Source organism: Dinoroseobacter sp. S375 (genome assembly GCF_049800775.1).
Taxonomy (GTDB): Bacteria; Pseudomonadota; Alphaproteobacteria; order Rhodobacterales; family Rhodobacteraceae; genus Dinoroseobacter.
On record NZ_JBNAFR010000004.1, the window covers coordinates 323,301 to 345,125 of the forward strand.

Annotated in this window: 25 protein-coding genes; 6 read left to right on the plus strand and 19 right to left on the minus strand. The window is 63.6% G+C overall.

Annotated features, from left to right (window positions below):
* Positions 1-64: 64 nt before the first annotated feature.
* Both ACP150_RS12215 and ACP150_RS12220 read right to left on the minus strand, forming a co-directional pair.
* Positions 65-610 carry a peptidylprolyl isomerase gene (locus tag ACP150_RS12215; protein ID WP_424966916.1) on the minus strand — a complete coding sequence of 182 codons (546 nt, stop codon included), beginning with the start codon at positions 608-610 and terminating at the stop codon, positions 65-67.
* Positions 603-1,109 (minus strand): peptidylprolyl isomerase, encoded by a 507-nt coding sequence (locus ACP150_RS12220; RefSeq protein WP_424966917.1) that lies wholly within the window; start codon positions 1,107-1,109, stop codon positions 603-605. The genes ACP150_RS12215 and ACP150_RS12220 overlap by 8 nt, the downstream gene beginning before the upstream one ends.
* Before the next feature lie 189 nt (positions 1,110-1,298).
* On the opposite strand from ACP150_RS12220, the gene ACP150_RS12225 reads away from it, so the two are divergent.
* The 6 genes from ACP150_RS12225 (at position 1,299) to ACP150_RS12250 (ending at position 7,630) form a co-directional block, all read left to right on the plus strand.
* Positions 1,299-2,477: a phosphoglycerate kinase gene (locus ACP150_RS12225; RefSeq protein ID WP_424966918.1), complete on the plus strand. Its 1,179-nt coding sequence runs from the start codon at positions 1,299-1,301 to the stop codon at positions 2,475-2,477.
* A 102-nt stretch (positions 2,478-2,579) separates the two neighbouring features.
* Positions 2,580-3,464, plus strand: a complete 885-nt coding sequence (locus ACP150_RS12230; RefSeq protein ID WP_424966919.1) for a fructose bisphosphate aldolase — start codon at positions 2,580-2,582, stop codon at positions 3,462-3,464.
* 110 nt (positions 3,465-3,574) lie between these two features.
* Positions 3,575-3,877, plus strand: coding sequence for an FtsB family cell division protein (locus ACP150_RS12235; RefSeq protein WP_424966920.1), 303 nt, complete (start codon positions 3,575-3,577; stop codon positions 3,875-3,877).
* Between the two features lie 93 nt (positions 3,878-3,970).
* Complete coding sequence (gene pdhA, locus ACP150_RS12240) at positions 3,971-4,966, plus strand: pyruvate dehydrogenase (acetyl-transferring) E1 component subunit alpha (RefSeq protein ID WP_424966921.1); 996 nt, start codon at positions 3,971-3,973, stop codon at positions 4,964-4,966.
* A gap of 14 nt (positions 4,967-4,980) precedes the next feature.
* Complete coding sequence (locus tag ACP150_RS12245; RefSeq protein ID WP_424966922.1) at positions 4,981-6,333, plus strand: pyruvate dehydrogenase complex E1 component subunit beta; 1,353 nt, start codon at positions 4,981-4,983, stop codon at positions 6,331-6,333.
* A 13-nt stretch (positions 6,334-6,346) separates the two neighbouring features.
* A complete protein-coding gene (locus tag ACP150_RS12250) occupies positions 6,347-7,630 on the plus strand; it encodes a pyruvate dehydrogenase complex dihydrolipoamide acetyltransferase (protein WP_424966923.1) in 1,284 nt (427 codons plus the stop codon).
* 1 nt (position 7,631) lies between these two features.
* Here ACP150_RS12250 and cysE read toward each other — a convergent pair whose 3' ends face one another.
* The 17 genes from cysE to ACP150_RS12335 form a co-directional block, all read right to left on the minus strand.
* Complete coding sequence (gene cysE, locus ACP150_RS12255) at positions 7,632-8,438, minus strand: serine O-acetyltransferase (protein WP_424966924.1); 807 nt, start codon at positions 8,436-8,438, stop codon at positions 7,632-7,634.
* 369 nt (positions 8,439-8,807) lie between these two features.
* Entirely contained in the window at positions 8,808-9,512 is a 705-nt protein-coding gene (locus tag ACP150_RS12260; protein WP_424966925.1) for a DUF2793 domain-containing protein, read from the minus strand.
* Positions 9,505-13,416: a baseplate multidomain protein megatron gene (locus ACP150_RS12265; RefSeq protein ID WP_424966926.1), complete on the minus strand. Its 3,912-nt coding sequence runs from the start codon at positions 13,414-13,416 to the stop codon at positions 9,505-9,507. The genes ACP150_RS12260 and ACP150_RS12265 overlap by 8 nt, the downstream gene beginning before the upstream one ends.
* Before the next feature lie 2 nt (positions 13,417-13,418).
* On the minus strand, positions 13,419-13,859 hold the full coding sequence (locus ACP150_RS12270) for an NlpC/P60 family protein (protein WP_424966927.1): 441 nt from the start codon (positions 13,857-13,859) through the stop codon (positions 13,419-13,421).
* Complete coding sequence (locus ACP150_RS12275; RefSeq protein WP_424966928.1) at positions 13,856-14,746, minus strand: DUF2163 domain-containing protein; 891 nt, start codon at positions 14,744-14,746, stop codon at positions 13,856-13,858. The genes ACP150_RS12270 and ACP150_RS12275 overlap by 4 nt, the downstream gene beginning before the upstream one ends.
* Positions 14,743-15,375, minus strand: a complete 633-nt coding sequence (locus tag ACP150_RS12280; protein WP_424966929.1) for a phage distal tail protein, Rcc01695 family — start codon at positions 15,373-15,375, stop codon at positions 14,743-14,745. The genes ACP150_RS12275 and ACP150_RS12280 overlap by 4 nt, the downstream gene beginning before the upstream one ends.
* A 9-nt stretch (positions 15,376-15,384) precedes the next feature.
* Positions 15,385-16,053: a phage tail tape measure protein gene (locus ACP150_RS12285; RefSeq protein WP_424966930.1), complete on the minus strand. Its 669-nt coding sequence runs from the start codon at positions 16,051-16,053 to the stop codon at positions 15,385-15,387.
* Positions 16,040-16,252, minus strand: a complete 213-nt coding sequence (locus tag ACP150_RS12290) for a rcc01693 family protein (RefSeq protein WP_424966931.1) — start codon at positions 16,250-16,252, stop codon at positions 16,040-16,042. The genes ACP150_RS12285 and ACP150_RS12290 overlap by 14 nt, the downstream gene beginning before the upstream one ends.
* Positions 16,249-16,578 carry a gene transfer agent family protein gene (locus tag ACP150_RS12295; protein WP_424966932.1) on the minus strand — a complete coding sequence of 110 codons (330 nt, stop codon included), beginning with the start codon at positions 16,576-16,578 and terminating at the stop codon, positions 16,249-16,251. Before ACP150_RS12295 ends, ACP150_RS12290 begins: the two co-directional genes overlap by 4 nt.
* Positions 16,579-16,583: 5 nt before the next feature.
* Positions 16,584-16,997, minus strand: a complete 414-nt coding sequence (locus ACP150_RS12300; protein WP_424966933.1) for a phage major tail protein, TP901-1 family — start codon at positions 16,995-16,997, stop codon at positions 16,584-16,586.
* A 21-nt stretch (positions 16,998-17,018) separates the two neighbouring features.
* Positions 17,019-17,429 (minus strand): DUF3168 domain-containing protein, encoded by a 411-nt coding sequence (locus ACP150_RS12305; protein ID WP_424966934.1) that lies wholly within the window; start codon positions 17,427-17,429, stop codon positions 17,019-17,021.
* Positions 17,426-17,764 (minus strand): phage head closure protein, encoded by a 339-nt coding sequence (locus ACP150_RS12310; protein WP_424966935.1) that lies wholly within the window; start codon positions 17,762-17,764, stop codon positions 17,426-17,428. The genes ACP150_RS12305 and ACP150_RS12310 overlap by 4 nt, the downstream gene beginning before the upstream one ends.
* Positions 17,761-18,351 (minus strand): head-tail connector protein, encoded by a 591-nt coding sequence (locus ACP150_RS12315; RefSeq protein WP_424966936.1) that lies wholly within the window; start codon positions 18,349-18,351, stop codon positions 17,761-17,763. The genes ACP150_RS12310 and ACP150_RS12315 overlap by 4 nt, the downstream gene beginning before the upstream one ends.
* 158 nt (positions 18,352-18,509) lie before the next feature.
* On the minus strand, positions 18,510-19,727 hold the full coding sequence (locus ACP150_RS12320) for a phage major capsid protein (RefSeq protein ID WP_424966937.1): 1,218 nt from the start codon (positions 19,725-19,727) through the stop codon (positions 18,510-18,512).
* Positions 19,728-19,730: 3 nt separating this feature from the next.
* Positions 19,731-20,297: an HK97 family phage prohead protease gene (locus ACP150_RS12325; RefSeq protein ID WP_424966968.1), complete on the minus strand. Its 567-nt coding sequence runs from the start codon at positions 20,295-20,297 to the stop codon at positions 19,731-19,733.
* 56 nt (positions 20,298-20,353) lie between these two features.
* Positions 20,354-20,614, minus strand: a complete 261-nt coding sequence (locus tag ACP150_RS12330) for a GTA head formation protein, RCAP_rcc01685 family (protein ID WP_424966938.1) — start codon at positions 20,612-20,614, stop codon at positions 20,354-20,356.
* Complete coding sequence (locus tag ACP150_RS12335) at positions 20,611-21,804, minus strand: phage portal protein (protein WP_424966939.1); 1,194 nt, start codon at positions 21,802-21,804, stop codon at positions 20,611-20,613. The genes ACP150_RS12330 and ACP150_RS12335 overlap by 4 nt, the downstream gene beginning before the upstream one ends.
* Positions 21,805-21,825 lie beyond the last annotated feature (21 nt).

Here is a 21,825-nt window from a genome sequence, read left to right on the forward strand (position 1 = left end):
AAGTTAACGCCCCCGGGGTACGGGGGCGTTGTAACAGTTTGATAAAGACAGGCCGCGGGTGCGATCACTCGGTGACGGTGACCTTCACCATACGATCCGGCTCGCCGATCACGGCGCCGTTGCGGCCCGTGCCGCGCTTGATCGCGTCGACCACATCCATGCCGTCGGTGACCACACCGACGACCGTATACTGGCCATTCAGGAAATGGCCTGCATCGAACATGATGAAGAACTGGGAGTTGGCCGAGTTCGGGTTCTGGCTCCGAGCCATGCCGACGACACCGCGGTCATAGGGCACGTCGCTGAACTCCGCCGGCAGGTCCGGACGGCTGGAGCCCCCCGTGCCCGCGCGGCGCAGGTCCGACCCGAGCTTGCCATGTTCCACATCCCCGGTCTGGGCCATGAAGCCCTCGATCACGCGGTGGAACACCACGCCATCATAGGCGCCTTCAGCGGCCAGGGCTGCGATCTGTTCGACATGCTGCGGGGCGAGATCCTCACGCAGGTCGATCGTGATCGTGCCATTGGCTTCGCCCGCCACCTCGATCTGCAGGCCGGTGGCCAGCGCGGGGCTGGCCAGCAGGCTCAGGGCAAGCGCAAGCTTACGCATCGGCGGCCACCTTGACGGAGATCATCTGGTCGGGGTTCATCGGCGGCTCGCCCCGGACGATCTTGTCCACATGCTCCATCCCGTCGATGACGCGGCCATAGACCGTGTATTGCCCGTTCAGGAAGTGGTTGTCCGTGAAGTTGATGAAGAACTGCGAATTCGCGCTGTCGGGATTGGCCGAGCGCGCAGCGCCCAGCGTGCCACGGTCATGGGGCAGCGACGAGAATTCCGCCGGAAGGTTCGGCAGGTCCGACCCGCCGGTGCCTGCGCGGCGGATGTCGAGATCCTTGGAGGCATTGCCGTTGGCCACATCGCCGGTCTGAGCCATGAAGCCGTCGATCACCCGGTGGAAGATCACGGTGTCATAAGCGCCGGCGCGGGCCAGCTCTTTCATGCGCTCGGCATGTTTGGGGGCCACATCGGGCAACAGCTCGATGGTGACGGTGCCATCCTTGAGTTCCATCAGAATGGTGTTTTCGGGGTCTTTGATCTCAGCCATCTGGCATCCTCCTGCATCTGTCCCGCGCAACCTAGGCGGCGCGTGCCGGATGGGAAACCCCACAAACGCATGAGCGGCGCGGAACGGCAAAGGCACACCTGCCCGGCGGCCTGCCCTGCGCGACGCGGCGACAGGTTGACCTTTGCCACGGCTCTGGCAGAACGAGCGCACGCGCAGATGGAGGCCGATATGAGCTGGAAAACCCTCGATGACATGGATTTGGACGGAAAGATCGTTCTGACCCGGGTGGATATCAACGTACCCGTGGCCGATGGCCAGGTCACCGATGCCACGCGGATCACCCGGATCATCCCGACCATTCAGGATATCGTGGCCAAGGGCGGCGTACCGGTGCTGCTGGCGCATTTCGGGCGCCCCAAGGGACAGGTCGTGCCCGAGATGTCCCTGCGGATCGTGCAGCCCGCGCTCGAAGCGGCGCTCGGCCAGCCCGTGACCTTCGTCGAGCGCCCTTCGCGGGATGCCTTGGCCGCCTTGCCCAAGGGCAGTGTCGTGCTGGTCGAGAACACGCGCTTTGCGGCTGGCGAAGAGAAGAACGACCCGCAAATGGCGGATTTCCTCGCGAGCCTCGGCGATGTCTATTGCAATGACGCCTTCTCGGCAGCCCACCGGGCCCATGCCTCGACCGAGGGGGTTGCGCGCCGCCTGCCCTCCTGTGCCGGTCGGCTGATGCAGGCCGAGCTTGAGGCGCTGCAATCGGCGCTCGGCGATCCGGTCCGTCCGGTCGTGGCCGTGGTCGGCGGGGCGAAGGTGTCTACCAAGCTCGAGCTTCTGGGCAATCTGGTGGAGAAGGTCGATGATCTGGTGATCGGCGGGGGCATGGCCAACACCTTCCTCGCGGCGCAGGGCATTGATGTGGGCGCGTCCCTGGCCGAACATGATATGGCCGATACCGCCCGCGAGATCCTCGCCAAGGCCGAGGCGGCGGGCTGCACCATCCATCTGCCCAAGGACATCGTGGTCGCGCGGGAATTCAAGGCCGGGGCCGCGTCCGAGACCCTGCCTGCGAATGCCTGCCCGAGCGATGCGATGATCCTCGACGCGGGCCCCGAGACGGTCGCGGCGGTGGCCGAGGTCTTTGCCCAGGCCAAGACCCTGATCTGGAACGGTCCGCTCGGCGCGTTCGAGATCGCGCCCTTCGATATGGCGACCAATGCAGCCGCCAAGGCCGCGGCCGATGCGACCGAAGCGGGCACGCTGGTCACCGTGGCCGGCGGGGGCGACACGGTCGCGGCCCTGAACCAGGCGGGTGCGGCCGAGAAGTTCACCTATATCTCCACCGCCGGAGGCGCGTTTCTCGAATGGATGGAGGGCAAGACCCTGCCCGGTGTGGCCGCGCTGGAAGGTTAACAGCCTGAGCTATTGCGCCACTGTTAGCGCGAGCAGAATTGCAGCTTGATCCGGGCTCGGATAGATCCGGATCAAGCATCCTGATTTCCGCGGAGTTCCCCCATGTCCCAAGCTGACCAGATTCGTTCCGGCCAAGGCTTTATCGCTGCCCTCGACCAATCGGGCGGTTCCACCCCCAAGGCCCTGCGGCTCTATGGTGTCGAAGAGGATGCCTATGGCTCCGAGGCCGAGATGTTCGACCTGATCCACGGGATGCGCGCCCGGATCGTGGCCGCCCCGGCCTTTACCGGCGAGAAGGTCATCGGCGCGATCCTGTTCGAGATGACCATGGATCGCGAGTTCGGCGGCAAGCCTGCCCCGAGCTTTCTGTGGGAAGACAAGGGCGTCGTGCCTTTCCTGAAAATCGACAAGGGGCTTGAGGCCGAGGCCGATGGCGTCCAGCTGATGAAGCCGATGCCCGGTCTCGACGACCTGCTGGCCCGCGCGGCCAAGAAGGGCATCTTCGGCACCAAGGAGCGTTCGGTGATCTCTGCGGCCAATGCCGAGGGCATCAAGGCAATCGTCGCTCAGCAATTCGAGATCGGCGCACAGGTTCTGTCCCACGGGCTGATCCCAATCCTCGAACCCGAAGTGACCATCACCATCGCCGACAAGGCTGAGGCCGAGGATATGCTGCTCGCCGAGATCACCGCCCATCTCGACAGCGTCCCCGAGGGCCAGCAGATCATGCTGAAGCTGAGCCTGCCGACCAAGGCCAACCAGTACGCGTCGCTGGTCGAGCATCCGAAGGTGATGAAGGTTGTCGCCCTCTCCGGGGGCTATAGCCGCGAAGAGGCGAACGGGCTTTTGTCGCAGAATACCGGCGTGATCGCCTCGTTCTCGCGCGCACTGACCGAGGGGCTGTCCGCCCAGCAGAGCGATGAAGACTTCAACGCCACCATCGCCGAGACCATCGACGGGATCTATTCCGCCTCCATCGCGGGCTAGACACCCAAAACTTGACTTGAGCGCGGCTTTTTGCCTTTGGGGGATTCACAGGGAGTCGCGCTTGTGTCATGGTGCTGCTACCGCGCGTCAGACGCGGAGATGAGGCAGCAATGAACAAGCACCAGAAACGATCCGCCATCCATGGCGCCCTCGTAACATTGGGGGCCTTTCTGGTGGGCACCTATTTCGTGTTTCACGCGGTGCAGGGCGATTACGGTCTGTTCAACCGCGTGCAGATCGAAGCCGAGGAAACCCGGCTGCGCGCCGAGCTGGCGCTGTTGCAGCATGAGCTCGACGATCTGAAGAACCGGACACAGCGCCTGTCCGATGGCTATCTCGACCTTGATCTGCTGGACGAGCAGGCCCGCAAGATCCTCGGCTATGCCCGCCCGAACGAGGTCATTATCCGCTGATCCCATGGTCCCATGCGGGCTTGATTGACCGCTGGGAGAGTCTGGCTTAGTTTAACTCTAAACTATCCGAGGCCGCATCTGGGAGGAGCGACCATGGCTGCACGCCGTGCTGCAAAGAAATCCAACGTCTCTAAAGAAGAGCTTCTGGAATACTACCGCCAGATGCTGCTGATCCGCCGCTTCGAAGAGAAGGCCGGGCAGCTCTATGGCATGGGCCTGATCGGCGGGTTCTGCCATCTCTATATCGGTCAGGAAGCCGTGGTCGTCGGGCTCGAAGCTGCGGCCAGCGAAGGGGACAAGCGCGTCACCAGCTACCGCGACCATGGTCATATGCTGGCCTGCGGGATGGATCCCAACGGCGTGATGGCCGAGCTTACGGGGCGCGAGGGCGGCTATTCCAAGGGCAAAGGCGGCTCCATGCACATGTTCTCGAAAGAGAAGCATTTCTATGGTGGCCATGGCATCGTGGGCGCGCAGGTGCCCATTGGCGCGGGTCTCGCCTTTTCTGACAAGTACAAGGGCAACGACCGGGTGACCTTCGCCTATTTCGGCGATGGCGCCGCCAACCAGGGCCAGGTCTACGAGACCTACAACATGGCCGAGCTCTGGATGCTGCCGGTGGTGTTTGTCATTGAAAACAACCAATACGCCATGGGCACCTCCGTGGCGCGCTCCACCAAGTCCCCTTCCCTTTGGGAACGGGGCGCGGCCTACGGTATTCCCGGCGAGGAAGTGGACGGCATGGATGTGCTGGCTGTGAAAGCAGCTGGCGAGAAGGCCGTCGCCCACTGCCGCGCGGGCAAGGGCCCCTATATCCTCGAGGTCAAAACCTACCGCTATCGCGGCCACTCCATGTCCGATCCCGCCAAGTATCGGACCCGGGAAGAGGTGCAGAAGATGCGCGAACAGCGCGATGCCATCGAGCATGTGCGCGAGATGCTGCTGAGCGGAGGTCACGCGGCCGAGGATGACCTCAAGGCGATCGACAAGGACATCAAGGCCATCGTGAACGCCTCGGCCGAGTTCTCCAAGACCAGTCCCGAGCCGGATGTCTCCGAGCTCTGGACCGATATCTACGCAGAGCTGTGAGAGGGGAGTAACGCATGTCCACTGAAATTCTGATGCCCGCCCTTTCGCCCACCATGGAAGAAGGCACGCTCGCGAAATGGCTCGTGAAAGAGGGCGACGCGGTCGCTTCGGGCGATATCCTGGCGGAGATCGAAACCGACAAGGCCACCATGGAGTTCGAAGCCGTGGATGAGGGGATTGTCGGCAAATTGCTGGTCGCGGCCGGCACTGACAATGTGGCCGTCAACACGCCCATCGCGGTGCTGATCGAGGATGGTGAGACGCTGACGGATCTACCGGCCGCCGCTGCTGCGACGCCGGACGCCCCCTCCGAGGCACCGGCTGCGCCTGTCACACCGGCCAAGATCGTCATACCGGATGAGCCGGACCTGCCGCCTGGCACGCAGATGAAGTCGATGACCGTCCGCGAGGCGCTGCGCGACGCCATGGCCGAAGAGATGCGCGGCAATGAGAACGTGTTTCTGATGGGGGAAGAGGTGGCCGAGTACCAGGGCGCCTACAAAATCAGTCAGGGCCTGCTGGAGGAGTTCGGCTCGCGCCGCGTGATCGACACCCCGATCACCGAGCACGGATTTGCCGGGCTCGCCGTGGGCGCAGCCTTCGGCGGCTTGAACCCGATCGTTGAATTCATGACGTTCAACTTCGCCATGCAAGCCATTGATCAGATTATCAACTCCGCAGCCAAGACCCTCTACATGTCTGGCGGCCAGATGGGCTGTCCCATCGTCTTTCGCGGTCCGAACGGGGCGGCTGCCCGAGTGGCCGCGCAACATAGCCAGGACTATGCCGCATGGTACGCGCATATCCCGGGCCTGAAGGTCGCGATGCCCTATTCGGCCTCGGACGCGAAGGGCCTGCTGAAATCCGCGATCCGCGACCCGAACCCGGTGATCTTCCTCGAAAACGAGATCCTCTATGGCCGCTCTTTCGAAGTGCCGATGCTCGACGACTACACCGTGCCCTTTGGCAAGGCACGTGTCTGGCGCGAAGGGTCTGACGTGACACTGGTGAGCTTCGGGATCGGCATGACCTACGCATTGGAGGCCGCCGACCGTCTCGCAAAGGATGGGATCAGCGCCGAGGTGATCGACCTGCGAACCCTGCGTCCGCTCGATACGGAAACGGTGATCGCCTCTGTCCAGAAAACGAACCGCTGTGTGACCATCGAAGAGGGCTTCCCCGTCGCTTCCATCGGCAACCACATCTCCGCCGTCCTGATGCAGGAGGCGTTCGACTATCTTGACGCACCGGTCATCAATTTGACGGGGAAAGATGTGCCCATGCCCTATGCCGCCAATCTTGAGAAGCTGGCGCTGGTGACCACTGACGAGGTGGTCGCCGCGGTTCATGCCGTCACCTACCGCTAACCGGAGAGAGATCATGGCGACCGAGATTTTGATGCCGGCCCTGTCCCCCACGATGGAGGAAGGCACCCTCGCCAAATGGCTCGTGAAAGAAGGGGATCAGGTCTCAGCCGGAGACCTGCTGGCCGAGATCGAGACCGACAAGGCCACGATGGAGTTCGAAGCGGTTGATGAAGGTGTCGTGGGCAAGCTGCTCGTAGCCGCCGGAACCGACGAGGTGCGCGTGAACACCCCTATCGCGATCCTTCTGGAAGACGGCGAAGAGCTGTCGGACAGTCCCGCCAGCGCACCTCCGGCCCCCGTAAGCGCGCCGGTCGAAACCGCCACCGCCGCTCCGGTCACGGCCAGCGCGCCGCCCCCAAAATCAGGGAGCCGCGTCTTCGCCAGCCCGCTCGCCAAGCGCCTCGCCGCTCAAGCGGGGCTCGACCTCACGCAGATCTCCGGGACAGGCCCCCATGGGCGGATCGTAAAAGCCGATATCCTCGCCGCCAAAGCGGCAGGTCCAGCCTCCAGCCCCGCACCCGCACCGACCGCCCCCGCAGCGGCGAGTGCGGCTGCCCCTGTCACGCCTTCACCGACATCCGATGTGGCAGCAGCCTATGCCGACCGCCCTTTCACCGAGGTCGCACTCGACGGCATGCGCAAGACTATTGCGGCCCGTCTGACCGAAGCCAAACAGAGCATCCCGCATTTCTACCTGCGCCGCTCCGTGCGTCTCGACGCGCTCCTGTCCCTGCGCAGCCAGCTCAATGGTGAACTCGCCGCCTCCGGTCGCAAGCTCAGCGTGAATGATTTTGTGATCAAGGCCTGCGCCAACGCTCTGCAATCCGTGCCAAGCGCCAACGCGATCTGGGCTCAGGACCGGGTTCTGCAGTTCGAGCGTTCCGATGTGGCCGTGGCCGTTGCAATTGAGGGCGGTCTCTTTACGCCCGTGATCCAGAACGCGGATCAGAAATCGATCTCGGCGCTTTCAGAGCAAATGAAGGACCTCGCCAGCCGTGCCCGCGACCGCAAGCTCGCGCCTGCGGAATACAGTGGAGGCTCTTTCGCGATTTCCAATCTCGGCATGTTCGGCATCGAGAACTTCGACGCAGTCATTAACCCGCCCCACAGTGCGATCTTGGCCGTGGGTGCGGGCACGAAGCGGCCCATCATCGCCGAAGACGGCGCTTTGGGCACGGCGACAATCATGGATCTGACACTCTCCGTGGATCACCGCGTCATCGACGGACCCGTCGGTGCGGATCTGCTCGGCGCAATCGTGCAGGGCCTCGAGGCCCCGCTCCTGCTGCTCGCTTGAGTCAGGACGCTCCGATCAATTGATCCATCGTCACGGAAGGCTGGGAACACCCGGCCTCCCCGACGATCTTAGCCGGAACACCCGCTACTGTTTTGCAAGGGGGCACGTCGCGCAGCACAACCGAACCCGCGGCAATCCGCGAGCAATAGCCGATAGAGATATTGCCCAGCACATGGGCCCCGGCCCCGATCAGAACACCATCGCCGATTTTCGGGTGACGGTCGTCATCTTCCTTGCCGGTTCCGCCCAGTGTCACCGAGTGCAGCATGGAGACATTGTCGCCGACCACGGCCGTCTCCCCGATCACGATGGAATGGGCATGGTCGATCATGATCCCCTGCCCGATCCGGGCCGCCGGGTGAATATCGACACCGAACACTTCGCTCACGCGCATCTGCACGAAATAGGCCAGGTCGCGACGCCCCTGCCGGTAAAGCCAATGGCCCACCCGATACGCCTGCACTGCCTGAAACCCCTTGTAAAAGAGCAGCGGCTGCAGAAAGCGATGGCATGCAGGGTCACGCTCATACACCGCCACCACATCCGCACGCGCCGCAGCCCCCAGGCTCGGGTCGTCCCGATAAGCCGCATCGGCCAACTCGCGCATCATCTGCTCGGACATCTCACCAGAGGACAGCTTCAGCGCGATCCGAAAGGACAACGCGTCCTCAAATGTCTTGTGATGGAGAATGCTCGAATGCACCAACCCGCCCAAAAGCGGTTCGTCCTGCACCGCAAGGCGGGCTTCATCCCCAATGCGATCCCAAACCGGATCGATGGCTTTCAGGGTTGTTGACGTTTCTGGCATGACGCGATCTCCGGGTCTGTCTCCTTAATGGTTTAGGGATTTTGCCCTGCTCATACAAGGACCCCGAAGAACAGCGCGGGTTTCCGCGCGCAGCCTGGGCCGCACGCCAGTGCGACAAGGCATTGATCACAATAGATAGATTTTCAAGAACTGGTTCTGTCATCCCATGCTGAACTGGCACAACAGTCCCGATAGGCAAAACCGGCAAGGACACCCTCGTAGCGGCGCGCGGCCCCAGTTTCTTGCGGATCTTGTGCCGGATATGGCGCGCCTCAAACAGGTTGAGACACAGCGCATGTCGGGACGGCCGGGACAGCGCAGGCAATCGCATGGCCATCCCGACCAGATCCTCAAGACTTACCGGAGGCATCAGACCAGCGCAGGAATGCCCAGCTCGATCATATGCACCACGAGCCGCACGGTCCCTCCAGCGAAATCCCCCCCTTCTGCGGTCAGCTGCAGGGGTGTCGCGCTATAGTAAGTCTGCGGCTGCCCGGTGAGCCCATGAACATATCCATTCAGACCCGTGCTAAGACCTGAACCATACCGATTATCTGACGTGCTCACCCCCAGACGCCAAGACGTCAGATCCCCGGTGATTTCGGAGATCACACGTCCTGTAACACCGATCACCGACGCATTGGCCGGGATCTGTGCACTGGTCAGCTGGCTCGATCCCGCGGTGACCACATGATCGAAGCTCAGCGTCTTGAGCTGCGGGCCTACCGCGCTCCCGAGGCTGAGAGCGACCCAATCGGTACCATCGAAGCGGAACATCCCCTGCTCCTCCACGATCCAGGCCTGCCAACCGGCGCGCGGGGTGATGTATTCCCAGCCGCCATTGCTGCGCAGAGCCAGTTGCCCTGTCGCTGCGTTCCAGGGCGGCTCCGCCCCGGCGGGAATGGCATAGACCTCCCCGTCGGACGCATCGCTCGGCGGTGTGATCTCGCTGATCGACTGCAGAACAAGCTGTGCCACCGCATCCAGCCGGATCAGGCTTTCGTTCACCGTGACGTGCTTCTGCGCCTGCGCCGCTTCCACGAGCGGCAGTTCGAGATTTGCGCTCTTAACCATCGAAGATCATCCTTCCAATTGCGCCCGGCCCAAAGCGGTCCGAAACCTGTGCGACTTCGATGATGAAGGGCGCCGAGAGCCCGTCCGAAGCCTGCATTTCCGTTGTGTAGACCCAGCTCGGGTCGCTCAGGGTCACCTCGCGCTGCACCGCCTCGTCCATCGATTTGACCCGCAGGACATATTGCTCGCGGTTCTCGCCCAAGGGCACCTCGTTGAGATCCCAGCGGTCGCCATCGACCCGCGTTCGACGGATGAAGCTCACCTCGACGCCGGATGTCCCTTGGGTCGCTTTCAGATGAGCAGGTGCATAGGGCCGCTGTCCAATCCCCGCAAAGGTCGGCGCGAGGTAGACGTAGCTCGGGTCATCGATGGGCCTCTGCGCGGGACCGATCCGATAGTGACGTGGCAAACCAAGGGATTGCGACGAGAGCGTGATCTGCTCCACAGCTTCCGTCAACAAAACGACCAGGCTGCCTTCGGGCCAGGCATTGGGCATATCCGCATCCGTACCCTGCTGCCCACGCAACCGCATGGTCAGGTCGAAGACCCCCGGGTCAACCGGATCCACTTCGGCGAACTGGAACAACTCCCAACCCCCGGGCTCACCCGAGCCGATTGCCATCAGGTTCGCACCGCGCAGCACCGCTTCCGGGCTCACCGAGGAAAGCTGGCCTGTGGTCAGCTTCACCCGCAGCGCCGGTCCCCGATCCCAGACGCCGGGCTCCGCCCGCTCCAGAACCGTTTGGGTAACCCCGAGCATCGCCGGATCCCCGATGAAGCGCTCCAGCTCATAGCCTGCATCTTCCGGCGAGCTATAAACCGCGACACTGCCCGGCCAGGGTTTGGCGGTGATCGCCAGACGTGGTGCATGCTCTACCTCATCCCCCGTGATCAGGGGCAGGTCCATGAAGACCGGGAAAACTGGCACAGGCGCGGCAAAACTCCGCGCCGGCGGCAGTTCCTCGACGGAGTCGCTGGGTGTGTAGACCGCACCAGAGACCCGCACCGCATCAAGACTGCGAACGATGCCCTCTTCCAGCCGGTCCACCCGGTACAGTGCCGGGGCGCCTTCGGCCCCCATCAACTCGACTGTATCCCCTGCCGCAATGTCGGACCGCGACATGGGTAAGGCAAAACGCGCCGTATCCCGGGCCACGCGCGACTCTGCAAGCCATCGCTCCACGATCGCCTTGCCCTCGGAATAGGTCAGCGACATCGGGAAACTCGATTGGGACACCGTCTGCAGCGTGTCATCGGGAAAGACCGCTTCCGCAGAACGAGTGGCATAGTCGCCCCCCTCTTCCACGTAGCGCAACTGCACCCGCCCGGCGAGCTCGGCATCCGGTGCACGCGTCAGCTGCAAGACGCCTTCCGCATCCCCTTCGAGCGCCAGACGGTCCGGATCGATCTCCGCCGGTTCTTCCTCGCGCCGACTGCGGAACACGAGCTTGCCCGCTTTCTCGACCACTTCGAACCCATGGGCCAGCATCAGTGGCTGCAAGGCCGCCCGCGCCGTCGAGATGTTGTCGACGATGTATCCCCGAACGAGCCCGAAGAGCTCAGAGGTATCCACCTCGGTCACGCCGGAGGTATTGCAGATCTCCCGCACGACTTCGGCCAGAGTTTGCGCCGTGATCCGCCCCCCGATCCAGTGACCGCGGGCATAGTTCGGCGAGTCGGCCCACAGCGTGCTGTTGTTCGGAAAGGCGGGCCAGGGCCGTGCGTCCCAGGCCCATGCGTGGATCCGGGACGTATCCAGCATCTGCCCGTCATACTGGGTCGAACTGGGGTTGTTCTCCGGCTGGTTCCAGTAGCTCAGGATCGCATCGTAATAAGCGTATTGCACCATGTCGTCCCGACGTCCGTCGGAATAGCGCGGCCTTGCGGATTCCGACGACCGCAGATCGATGAACTTGTTGGGCTGGTTTGTGCCCTTGTCGATGGCGGCACAGCCGATCTCGGTGAACCAGAAAGGCTTGCTTTGCGGCTCCCAAGCCGTCGGGGTCGCCGACCGCACGCCCGCCACGCGGTTATGGTGCGTGTTCGACCACCACCCCTCCAGATCCTTGTACCGAAAGACCCAGGGCTCGTCGGCCAGACCATCCTCAATCGGGGTCCGGATCTGCGCGTTGCGGTCCGACTCCGAGGCGTAATACCAGTCATAGCCCTCGCCACCGGCGACCCCTGCCTGAAGGTAATCCTGGTCGTAGATGCTTCCGTAAACCGCATCGAGGTGATCGATCCCCGCCCGCCAATCCGACAGCGGCATGTAGTTGTCGATGCCGATGAAATCGATATCCTCATCGGCCCAAAGCGGATCAAGATGGAAGAACACGTCTCCCGACCCGTCCTGCGGGTGATACCCGAAATACTCGGACCAATCGGCCGCGTAGCCGATCTTGGTCTCTGGACCGAGGATCGCGCGCACATCTGCCGCCAAAGTGCGCAAGGCCTCGACCGCGGGAAAGGCATTGTCGGCGCCGCGGATCTGCGTGAGGGCACGCATTTCCGACCCGATACAGAACGCATCCACCCCACCCGCTGCCTTGCACAGCGTCGCATAGTGCAGGATGAAATGACGGTACTTCCAGTCGACCGCGTTCCAATTCACCCCATTGTCGGCAACCGACAGGCTCGAGACCGACGCCGTTCCGAAGAACGCGTCCACTTCGTCCTCCGCAGCCGCAGTGCCGTCCGGTGAGCCCTCGACACCCGGCGCGCGAGAGGTCGTGATCCGCCCCCGCCAAGGCAGAACCGGCTGCCCTTCCTCGCCGCTGTAAGGATCCGGGAGCGTATTTCCCGGCACCTGATCCATGAGAATGAACGGGTAGAAAACCACGCTCTTGCCCGCAGTCCGCAAGCCCCGAATGGCTTGGATCACGGATTGGTCGCAGGGCGTCCCACCATAGATCTGCGCGTCGTCAATCCGCACGATCTCTTCAAGGTCGTAACGCGAGCGATTGCCCACGCGATAGGGCATCTGCACCCCGTCATAACGCTTCTGATCGACCTTGGGGCGCAGCTCACAGGTATCGCAGCGCAGGTCATCCCCGAACCAGCTCACCACCAGCGAGACGGAGTCACACGCCGGCAGATCCCGCTCGAGGTTTTGCAGCGAGACGTTGAAATCCGTCTCCCCGCCCGGTGAATTGATGTTGATCGAGCTGTTGGCACCCGGCCCTTCGCTCCAATGCACCGGGGTTGTGGCCAGCGCGTATTCACCGGTTCCGGGGATCATCGCGACGCCCGGCACACGCGCGGCAAGCGGCAATTCGGCATTGTCGGGCTGCGCCGGGCGATGGACCTCGAAACTGAATTGCGGCACGCGGTTGCCGTATTGGCCGAGATCCAGATCCTCGATCAGGACATAAGCCGTGCCACGGAACGCCGGAGCCCCCTCGCCTTCCACCGCTTCGATCTTCGGATCAACGGCCTGATCGCGGGTGCCGTAGTAGACCTGCAGGTTCAGGTCACTCTGCGAAATCTCGACCCCGTCGGCCCAGATCCGGCCCACGCTCTGGATTTCGCCTTCACACAGACCAATCGCTAGGCTGACCGTATAGGTATAGTTGGTCACTTTGGGACGCGCGGGCGAGCCTTTGCCGCCCCCGCGCGAGGTGGACGTCTCCTGGAAACGCGACGCCCAGATGATCTGACCTGCCACCCGCATCTTGCCATGGATCACCGGGATCACATCACCTTCGCTGGCATTCGAGAGCCGAAAGCGGTCGATCCGCCCAGTCTCGATCGCGGCAGAGCCGCTGCCGAGCAGGCGTTGATCGATGGCCTGACCAATGGTCGCCCCGATGGCCCGACCGATCACCGTCGCCGACAGGCCGAACGCAGCCCCGCCAATCGACGACCCGATCGCAGCACCGGCTGCGGATAAGACAAGTGTGGCCATGTTCAGTCTCCTTCGGGAAAGGCAAATCGCGCCGCGATCCGGCGCGCCCAAGGCGCCGAGAGCGGGCTTTCAGTCACGCCATGCCCGGAATATGCGTGGATAAAACGCGGCGCGGCCCCGGCCCGGGATTGAATACCCAGATGTTTGGCCACCCCCGCTGCGCGCATGCGAAACAGCAGCACATCGCCCGGGGCGGCATCCGCCAGAGGCTTCGGGCGCAGATGCCGTTTGGCCCCTTCCCACAAGATCTCTTCTCGCTGCGGTTCGGACCAGTCTGCCGTATAGGGCGGCACAGCTTCCGGCTCCGCGCCGTAAACCTCGCGCCAGACACCGCGCAGCAGGCCCAGGCAATCGGCCCCGGCCCCGCGCACGGATCCCTGATGGATATAGGGCGTGCCGAGCCAAAGCCGGGCCTCCGCCACGATGCGATCGGAATTGCTCATCCGCGCAGGCTCCCGCCGTCATTCTGACCACCCTGGACCGGATAGCTGAGAAGCCAGTCATCCCCAGGAATGTAGGGAAAGCCCTGAAAGTTCTCGGAGTTCTGGAACTTGAACCGGCACGTGTCGTGCCGCTTGTCGCATCCGGCAATCAAGCGGACACGATCCCCCGGCACAATGGATTGCCCGATCGCTTCCCAGACTTCGATATCCCGTCGCCCATCAAGCCACCGGTCGTTCTTGATCAGCGCATGCAAACCTGCCGCTGCCCCGCTGAGCACGATGAAGCGTCCGCGCTCGAACCAGCTCAAGTCAAACGCCTCAAGCGGATCAAAGGAGAACACCCGGCCTTCACTCTGGGCCGTGACCTCCGCCTCGACAGAGAATTTCGGATCGCTCACATCCAGCGCACAGGCTGCATCGCCAAGCACAGCGGTACAGTCTCGCTGATAAACCCGCCCATGGGGCTTGTTCAGCAACTCGGCCAAGCCGCGCAGCTCGGCACGAAACGCGCCATCGATCTGCTGCACCTCGCCAAGGATCCCGCGAAACTGCACCGCGCGTTCCTCGGGATTGGTCCAGTTGACCAGCCAGATCTCGACCCCGGCTCCATCAAAACGGCCGGCCCGGATATCATCCTCTGAAATCGCAGCATCCGACAACGCTCCGATCGCCTCGGAATTGTCCACCGACAGCCCTGTGGATTGCTGCAGTGCCGCCGCCGACAGACCGGAATCGGCCACAAAGGTGGTGCCCTCAAAGCTCAGGGGCAGGTCATGATCGGTGAAGCCAAAGACCACACCATCCTGACGCGCCACGCGCCAACAACGGCACACCGTCGTCAGCCCTGTGGCCAGATGCGCGAGCAGCGCGCTGTCCGCGCCGCTCATACCCGCAACTCCACAACCGGCACAGACGGGATATCCCCCGCCTGAAACGACGCGACCGAGGTCTGGATCCGGTCAGTGTCAAATCGCACCGGCACGTCGAACTCGAACCCGGCGGTCACCGCAGCGCCCGTGGCCGGGGCCTCGGCAAACATCACTAGCCCCTGCGCCGTATCGATCTCGTAATGCACACCCTCCGAGAGGGCGACGCCGTCCACCCCGGCCCGCACCGAGCCAATCACCGGTTTGGTGACCACTCGTCCATAGGACTGACTCCCGGACCGGTAATTCTTAACAAGCTGGAAGGCTTGGGTCTCGCCATCGCCGCTGCCGATGACCTGATCGTCGAACTGCACCTCCTGCGAAGGAGCGCAGCTTTTGAAATCGGACCAGTCTTTCCAGCGAAAGCCATACATCTGACCCTGGCGCGCTTCGAAAAACCCGATGAGCTGCTCGATATCGTCCAGAGACCGCATCCCCACCCCCGCGTCATAGCGGCGACGGGACTGGGACCACGGCGTATTGCGCTCTTCAAATCCATTGGCCAGCGCAACGATCTCGGTGCGCCGTTCCGGCCCACCGGTGGAGCCAAAGCTCAGATTGGCGGGAAATCTCACTTCATGAAACTGCATGTCGGGCTCCTATCGGTTCCGCTGGCCAAGGGTCAGCGCGCGGCCCATATCGGCGGCAAGCTGGCTGCGCGAGCGACGGAACCCATCCACATCGGGCGTGGAGATGTTCATCACCACCTGCACCGGGCGAGTGTTGCTGGTGCCACTGGCGCGTACGCCGAGGCGGCCATCCGCGCCGCGTGCCAGGGGCATGATCGCCTCTGGCCCCGCTTCGCCCATCAGGCCGGTCGCGCCCTTCATCGGAAAGGTCGTGGGCGAGGTCACGACACCGCCCTTGGCGAAGGGCATCACCCGCCCCTGCGAAAAGCTGCCGCCATGGGAGAACCCCAAAACCCCCGACAAGACACTGTTGATGCCTGAGGACAGGCTGTTGCCCAGCGCTTGCTGGACGGGCTTCATCGCGGTGTTGTAGGCCGCGTCCACCATGGATTGCGCGACAGTCTTCAGCGCGTCGGACAGCTTGAGGCCATCAAACGCCAGACCGTCAAAGGCCCGGCGCAGGCCACCGCCGATACTGGTGCCCAGCGAGGCGGCCTCACGCTCGGTATAGAGCATGCTGTCGCGCACCCGGGTCATCTCCGCGTCAAAGGCACTGGCAACCGCCGTGGCATCGCCCAGCGTCTGCTCCAGCTCGGCCATCCGCGCGTCAAAGCCCTCGATCTCGTCAAAATCCGTCATCTTTGGTGTCCTCCGTCCTGTCCGGGAACTCCCGGACCAATTCTTCCAGACGCGCGCGTCCGAGCGGTGCGTCCCCGCCCCCCTCCGCTCCAAGCATCAGAAGGAGTTCGACTGGCGTCAGCGCCCAAAACTCATCCGGTTTCAGCTTGAGCCCGGACAGGCCGAGCCGTAGCAATCCAGGCCAGTCGAACTCGGTCATGGCGCGCCCGTCCCTTGCGGGACCGCAAAGGCCCGCGCGAGCAGAAGGGCCGCGCTGCGCGCCGCATGCACCGGACCGCCCTCGATCTCGGCATTTGCGAGATCCTCAAGCTGACCTGTCCAGCCGCCGCCGCGCAGACCTGCATTCAGCAAAAGCAGCACGTCGCGCACCCGGTAGCGGCCTGCCTCGAAGCGGTCCACGACCGCAATCAGGGATTCCGCACCCAGATCCGCTTCCAGCTCGGCCAGAGCCCCGAGCGTCAATTTCATGGCGTGACGCTCACCATCCACGGTCAGCGTCACCTCTCCGGCATAGGGATTGGCCATGGGGATCAGATCGCGTTGAAGGTCAGCTGACCGGCAGAGGCGATGGTCATCTCATAGGTGGCCTCGCCATTCTGGCTGCCCGCATATTCGATCGCCGTGATCATGAACGCCCCTTCGACAATGCCGAAATCAGGGATGATCACCTGGAAATTGGGCACCTCACCGTCGAAAAAGATCTGCCGCGCGCGTTCATCGGTGTTCTCGTCGCGGAACACGCCCGAACCCGAGATCGACGCGCTCTTGACGCCCGCGCCGCCCAAAAGCTCGCGCCAGCCGCCCGCGCTCTCCAGCGAGGTGACATCCACCGTCTCGGTGTTGAAGGTGATCCGCGTGGCCCGCAGACCGGCGATGGTCTCGAACTGACCCGTTCCGGTCATGTCGAGTTTGATCAGAAGGTCTTTGCCTTTTTGCACAGCCATTGGGCTCTCCAAATCTGGGGGTTAGTCATCTTCGAGACGCGCGCGGAACCACAGGTCCACCTGGCGCATCTGACCGTTGGTACTGAGGCGCGCCTTGGCGCGCAGAAACTCGAGCGTGCTGAGCGATCCACGGCTCAAGGCCAGTGGTGCATCGACCAGAATGTCGCTGACACTAGCCGCCACATCCTTGATGGTCTGGAAACCGTCCGCTTCCGTGTGCACGCTCACCACGAAATCATGGCGCGTGGCCGCCGAACTGCGATCCGCACGGGCCACGGCATTCTCCGGTCCCAGCGTGATGTAGGTCGCGGGCAGCGTGCCCTTGGGCACCGCGTCATAAACCGCGTCTCCCACAAGCGATTGCAGAGCCGGATCCGCAATCAGCGCGCCATAGACCGCCGCCTGCAGGGCGCTGGACAAGGCATAACTCATCCCGGAACCTCCTCATCTGCGAAACATGTCAGGAACCGCGCCTGCGGATCTGCCTCGGCCACCGCAAGGATGCGGTAGATCCGGGCCCCCTCGCGAAAGCGCTGCTCGGGCTTGGGGCGGCTCGGGCTGTCGAAGGGCGCCGCGCGCACAAGGATCCGATAGGAGGTCAGCGAGACCGAGGCCGCCGGACGGCCCCGCACCTGACGTCCCGTCCGGTGCTTGACCTCGGCCCAGAGCGTGCCGCGTTCTTCCCAGCTCTCGGTGAACCCACCTGCGCCGTCAGAGGTCTGCACCCGCGCCTCAAGCGTGAGCTTCCGGGTCAGTTTCGGCGTCATCTCGGACGCCCTCCGAACATGCGGACATCCCGGAACATCTCGATCAGCGAGCGCACCATGCGCGGCAGGCCGCGGGTCCCGAGCCCGTCCCGTGTCTCGTAGAAATGAGCCGCGAGGATCAGAACGGCTTGCGCCAGACTGTCCGGAATCGCGTCCCACTGGGCGCCGTATCCGGCGTCAAACCGGATCTCCACGAAAGCACCCATGGGCACTTTGGGAAAGCTGGTGATCGCCTTGATCCCCGGCCGAAACGTGTCAGCCAGCACATAGTACGACCCGTCCGCCAGGATGGTCTCCGATCCGTCCGCCTGAACCAGCGCGACCTTGGCAACTGACTGCAAAGGCCCGCGCGGAAAGGACTGAACGCCCGGCGCCTCCCAGTCGTCGAGCCGCAGGCGAAACGATCGCCGCAGCAAGGCCTTCCCGGTTCTCGTCTCAATCGCTGAGACCGCCGCAAGCAGCGTGCTTTCCAGAACGGCATCCTGAAGCTCGTCGTCGGAGAACCCGCGCCCGAGACGCAGGTGGTCCCTGTAAGCCTCGAGCGGCAGGGCCGCGAGAGGCACTGGCGATACTTCTGTCAAATTCATTTTCCGCGCTCCCATCAGGGCTTCAAGTGTCGGTAGTGGACGTGCGCGACGGCGCTACTCGGACGGAGGAAAAAAGCTAGACAACGCCGCCTCTTTCACGCACGCCCACCGATCCGCCCCAAGAGGCGGAACTGAACTACGGTGCTGGCCGCAGGGCCTTAGCTGACCGCAAACTTGAGAAGCTTGATGGCGGCGAAATCGCTCACATCCCCGCCCACGCGCTTGGTGGCATAGAACAGGACATGGGGCTTGGCCGAGAACGGATCACGCAGGATGCGCAGGTCCGGACGCTCCGCGATGGTGTAGCCAGCCGCGAAGTCACCAAAGGCGATGGCAGTGGAATCCGCCGCGATGTCGGGCATGTCTTCCGAGATCAGAACCGGATAGCCCAGCAGACGCGCCGGCTCTGCCGCGGCCAGACCGTCAGACCACAGGAAGCGACCATCCGCATCCTTGATCTTGCGGACCACACCGGCGGTCTTGGAGTTCATCACGAAAGACGCGTTGGCGCGGTAGCGCGCACCGAGCGAGTAGACCAGATCCACGATGGCATCTGCGGGGTTGACCGCGTCGAACTCGCCATCCTGACCGGTGACCACGTAACCGAGATTGCCCCAGGCCCAGACATCATTGTCGATGCTGGTGTGATCGAGGAAGCCGCGCGGCTTATCCTGACCGTCACCGGTGACAAAGGCCGCGGCCTCGGACCGGGCGAACTTGTCGGCAATGCGTTCTGCGAGCCAGGCTTCGATGTCGAAGGCGGCATCGTCCAGCAGACGCTGGCTGACCTTCGGCAGTGCGGCCAGCTCATGGAGCGGGATCGAGATCCGGTCGATCTGCGGGGTGTCGGTTTCGGTCAGGTTCGCGGTCTCGCTGGCCCAGCCGGTGCCAACCTCGGTCTGGTCGACCAGCACGTCATAGGAGGTGGCCTCGACGGTCACGATCTGCGCGATGCTGCGGATCGATGCCTGAGACTTCAGAACGGCCTTCACCGTGTCTGCGGTCTGCGGGTCGACGAGGTAGCCACCATCGGCCGACACGGCCGTGGACATGGCCTTGCCTTCCAGGTCGAGCCCGCGCAGCGCGTCGTCGTCGCCGGAGCGCAGATAGGCGTCGAACGCCTTCTGATGGGGGGCCGCCTCTTCGATGGCACCGGACAGCGCGGGACGCGCAGGCGAAATGGATTTGCGATCAAGCATGAGAAGACGCTCTTCTTGTTGTTTCAGTCGGGATTTCAACTCGGCTTTCTGGGCCGTCACTTCGCGCACAAAGGCGGTCAGTTCTGCGGTGACTTCAGCGATCGGAGTAGTCCCGTCCGCCACGGCGTCCGAAGCCGCTTGTCCTGCGCGAACGGCAGTAGGATTGCTGTCGCTCATTCTTCACTCCTTTTCGAAGTCGGTATCCGCCAGGATCGGATCACCCAGCGCCACACGAGCGGCACGCAGCGCGCTCGCCAAAGACCGCCAGTCGCCAGAAAGCTCATCCGCTTTCTGGCCGACCCGCGCCTCCGGAAGCATCGGGAAGGTCACCAGAGACACCTCCCAAAGCTCCACCTCCGTCAGATGGCGTCGCCCCTGCGCGTCCTTGCTGGCGCGCTTGGTGCGATAGCCGATCGACAAACCATCCAGGGCCCCGGCCGAGATCAGCTCGGCCGCTTCGCGCCCCCGGGCAATCTCGGGCAGAAGACGACCTTTGACATACAGCCCGGTCTCGTCCTCATGGACCTCGTCCCAGATCCCGATGGGTTGGGCCGGGTCATGCTGCCAGAGCATCTTGACCTGCCGACCACCCGCCGCGAGCTTCTTGAGCGAGGCCGCATAGGCCCCCCGCTCGACGATGTCATTGCCCTGATCCACGGCCCCGAACAGGCTCGCATAGCCCTCGATCGCGTAGCCCTCGGCGACCGCCCCGTCCTGCGGGTTGTCACCGAACTGGCAAAACTTCATCTCCAGCCCGGAGCACAGCTCCGGCCCGTTTTCCGCATGCGTCATATGGAGTGCTCCTATTGCGTGCTCAGGATCGACTGCACGGCATCCGCGAGAACTGCGCTCGCCACCCCCACAATCGTCAGCCAAAGCCGTTTCTCGAGACGCGCAAGCAGCGCGTTCATGGCGTTGAGCCGGTATTCCAGCGCGTCCCAACGCTCCTGGGCGACGCGCTCATTGGCCTCGATCTTGTGCGAGGGCGCGCAATTGGTCGCCCGGCAATCAAAAGCGTCATAGAGAAACCGCGACCCCGAAAAGGATTTGGGCCGGTCCGTCATGACGCGCTATCCGTTTCCGCCGGCAGGCCCAGCAGGACGCGCTTTTCCGCGTCGCTCAGGAAATCCGCGTTGCCGATGCGCGCCCATTGGGCGTCGCGCTCCGCGGACAGCGCGGGGATCTTGTCGAGATCCGGCGCCACCGCGATCGCCTCACCGGACAGATCCGACAACCAGTTCGCCAGCCCAGCCGTGACCTTCTGCGCCAGGGGCAGAACCGTCAGGCGATAAAAGGCCCGGTGCGCCTCCTGGTAATTGGCATAGGTCGCATCGCCGGGGATCCCCAGAAGCATGGGCGGCACGCCGAAGGCCAGCGCGATCTCGCGCGCGGCGGCCTCCTTGGTCTTCTGGAATTCCATATCCGACGGGCTGAACCCCATGGGTTTCCAGTCGAGTCCGCCTTCCAGCAGCATCGGCCGCCCGGCATTGCGCGCCCCCATATGGTAGCTGTCCATCTCGTCGACGAGGCGGGAATACTGCTCCGGCGACAGGGTCGTGTCGCCATCGACGCCCTTGTAGACCAGTGCGCCCGAGGGCCGCGCCGCGTTGTCGAGCAGCGCCTTGGACCAGGCGGTCGCCGCATTATGCACGTCCAGCGCGCTGGCGGCCGCCTGCATCGGCGAGAGACCATAGTGATCGTCCAGCGGGTGAAAGGCGCGCAGATGGCAGATCGGCGTGCGCCCCTCTTCCACCTTGAAGCGGTGCTTATGCGCGCCCACGCTATAGTCATAGGCCGCCGGCCAGCCATCGGCGCCGGGAACGATCCGCACCCGGTCCGAGCGCAACACATGCAACTCCGCCGGAAGCTCGGCGCTGCCGAACACGGCCTCGGCAAACCCGTCACCGCTCAGCAGCAGTTGGGCGTAAAGCGCCTCGAAGAACTCCGCACGCCCCTGCCCGGGGTTTGGGCGGGCCAGCAGCGAGACCAGCGGATGCTGCTCATAACGGCGCTCCGCATCCTGAAAGCTCAGCGGCAAGGCCGCCGCCGCCTCGGCGATCATCTTGACCGCGCGAAACCCGACCGGGTTCCCGGCAAATCCGTTTCGTGTCAGCGACCCGGAATCCCGGGGCGTCCAGGCCACGCGCCCGGAATTGCCCATGGCCACGACACGGCCGGTGGCCGAGGCCTTGGTCTCGGGAACAACGTCCGTCGCCGGAACGCCTTGCTTTTGTCGAAACAGATTGAACACCATCGAGGATGCTCCCTTTTACGA